This window comes from Gracilibacillus suaedae, assembly GCF_017599345.1.
Lineage (GTDB): Bacteria > Bacillota > Bacilli > Bacillales > Amphibacillaceae > Gracilibacillus > Gracilibacillus suaedae.
The window spans coordinates 1-2,953 of the sequence record NZ_JAGFVL010000059.1 but is presented as its reverse complement, the minus strand read 5'-3'; the positions used below and the strand labels follow the sequence as shown (position 1 = coordinate 2,953).

Sequence of the window (2,953 nt, the reverse complement as noted above, 5' to 3'; positions counted from 1 at the left end):
TCATTATTGATTGCAACGAAAGAAGGAGTGGTTGCACTGCTAATATCTGAGATACTGCTAATAGTGCTACTTACTGAATCACGGTGTGTTTGTAAAGCTTCATAGTCCTCACTGACATCTTCCATTGTATCTCTAACATAATTACTTTCTATAATGGTGCTACTACTTTCATCTACTCTTGATTGGAAGGTCTCAATATGTTTGTTCAAATTCTCATATAAATCCGTAAAGACTCCATCAAATGTTGTTAAGACAGTAAGATGAAGGTCTCTAAAATATAATTTGGCTTGATCTGCAGTTTCCCCTGAAAAAGTAGTCATATTACAGATTTCTTCTATGTTTTGTTCCACTTTTGAAAGACTATCTTTTATATCTTCAGACTTTGATTTAAACTCATCTGAGAAGTCGATCACTTCTGATAGATCAACTTTATGTCCCATGGAATATCCCTCTCTTTCCTTAACGTATTGGTTGTGGACTGGAAATAGAATGATTTACTGAATCTAACTTTCCATCTTCTTCTCGCATTATAGTTTACCCACTACTATATCCTTATAAGAATACCTAAAAGAAGGCAAAGACACTGTATCATCTGCTTCTTTGCCCTTCCTTTTATTCATCTAGTTCCTAATCATAGTTATCTAATCTGAAGTGAATATTCTCTTCCGTTAATTTCGTAAATATATCTTCATCTTCCGGATCAATATCTAATAAGAAAGGAACAGCACTGTCTTTCTCTATAATCATTTATTCGTTCTCTACTTTAAATTTTGGGTATTGAATATTCTTTATTTTTTCTTCATATTGTTCTTGAAATAATTTTTCCTGATCATCTACATAACCTTTAAAGTAGATTTTTTTTATATTTTCGTTATTAAAAAAGTACACTTGATCCTCTATTTTTCCTGCAGGATATATACAAGCAGAATAATCGAAATAGCCAATAACACCATCTTGATTATATAGTGGTGCTCTATTTAGAATCATTAACTTAATATCTCCATTTTTTAATTGCACTACACTTCCTATTGGTAATATTTCCATATAACATCATCTCCTAAATTTATCTTTACAAATTGCAATTACTTTCCCTTATGATAAAGTTTAATTCTTGCAAGTGGCAGACGTTTCATCATTAAACAAAAAATAAAAAAAAGGAAAATCGAAAATATTAAAATCACTAAGGATAGATTAATAAAAAAGATGATGGTTAGAATGACAAATATTAAAAAACTAAGGATTGCAATCCAAACTTCCATTTTATAAACACTTTTTCCATCTTCAATATATTTTTCTATCATCGTATTAGTCAGATATATTTCTTTTACTTCTTCATAAAATAAATGTTTATATACAATTCGACTAACCAAAACAGTCAACACTAATAGACTAGTAAAAATAATAATAATAGATATAAGTGATAAAGGAATGTGGATACTTTGGATACTTCTCATGATGGCAAGGATAGCGAAAAAACCGATCCAGTATACCCATTGATTACTTTCCTTATGAAGCGCTTTGTAAGATTTTTCAGTATGTTCATCAATAAATATAGTATGACCTTGTTGATTCTTTTTACTTTCCGTGTAAATCGGTATTATTTTCATTTCCATCATTCCTTCTGTGTGTTATTCCTCTTCTACCCAAATACGCTTGCTACTCCACTTAAGATTCCCTTAGCAGCGTCTCCTATTGCTTCTCCAGCATCTTGAACTACATCGACCGCATCGCTAGCAAAATCCTTCACACCATTGACAATGGCATCTTTATTATCATATACATAGTCAAATAACATGGATCCACCCACACCAACTGCAAATCCTACAGCAGTTCCAACAACCGGTATCGGAATTGCTGAACCAATCGCTGCACCTGCCATACCTGCCCCTAAATGACCGGCTGTTTTTATAGCAGCATCTGTGGCATCTTCTCCTTTATAAATTTGTATACCAAAGTCAATGGCGGAACCTACAATTGGAGCAGCATATCTTGCACCTGTTCTAATGGCAGACGTTAAAGCAGATGGCGGAGCTCCCCTTGTAACTACACCTCCACCAGCAGTTTGTAATGCTAAGGCTGGATCAACAAAATGCATGGTATTCTTTTGAGCCCAATCAACTATAGACCCTGCTATTCTTTGAGAGACTTCATTAGTAATTTTCGAGTTTACTGCATTCTTAATAAAGGCAGCACCCGTATTAAGAATACCAGAAACTATAGTATCATATACAGACTTATCAATTTCCCCATTTTCATAATCTTCTTTTGCCTTTTCATAAACCGCTTTTGACTCTTCATCAAGGTTTTCAATCTCTTGTTGCCTTGCTTGTTGATTTGCCTGGTTATATTCTTTTAAATTTGTCAAAGAAATCGCTGTCGAATTCCCATTATAATCCGTAAACCGAGCACTTCCACTCACTGCACCGGCACTATTCAGCGTATTTTTGATTTCCTTTAATAGCTCTTCTGTTTGCGAGTTGCTACTTCTTCCTGTCGTTGTAAACGAATCTAAATCCTCTCGTAAATTATCTCCTACATTAATGACAGAATGTTTGTCATTATTGATTGCAACGAAAGAAGGAGTGGTTGCACTGCTAATATCTGAGATACTGCTAATAGTGCTACTTACTGAATCACGGTGTGTTTGTAAAGCTTCATAGTCCTCACTGACATCTTCCATTGTATCTCTAACATAATTACTTTCTATAATGGTGCTACTACTTTCATCTACTCTTGATTGGAAGGTCTCAATATGTTTGTTCAAATTCTCATATAAATCCGTAAAGACTCCATCAAATGTTGTTAAGACAGTAAGATGAAGGTCTCTAAAATATAATTTGGCTTGATCTGCAGTTTCCCCTGAAAAAGTAGTCATATTACAGATTTCTTCTATGTTTTGTTCCACTTTTGAAAGACTATCTTTTATATCTTCAGACTTTGATTTAAACTCATC

The 2,953-nt window shown here is 33.7% G+C and carries 4 protein-coding genes; all 4 read right to left on the bottom strand.

The features are described from left to right. The coding region (locus tag J5J03_RS17835; protein WP_231710817.1) for a T7SS effector LXG polymorphic toxin at positions 1-440 on the bottom strand (440 nt) is incomplete at its 3' end. Between the two features lie 307 nt (positions 441-747). Continuing rightward, entirely contained in the window at positions 748-1,044 is a 297-nt protein-coding gene (locus J5J03_RS17830) for a DUF4176 domain-containing protein (protein WP_231710819.1), read from the bottom strand. A gap of 38 nt (positions 1,045-1,082) precedes the next feature. Further along, positions 1,083-1,607 (bottom strand): hypothetical protein, encoded by a 525-nt coding sequence (locus tag J5J03_RS17825; RefSeq protein ID WP_208591431.1) that lies wholly within the window; start codon positions 1,605-1,607, stop codon positions 1,083-1,085. A 32-nt stretch (positions 1,608-1,639) separates the two neighbouring features. After that, the coding region (locus tag J5J03_RS17820; protein WP_208591429.1) for a T7SS effector LXG polymorphic toxin at positions 1,640-2,953 on the bottom strand (1,314 nt) is incomplete at its 5' end.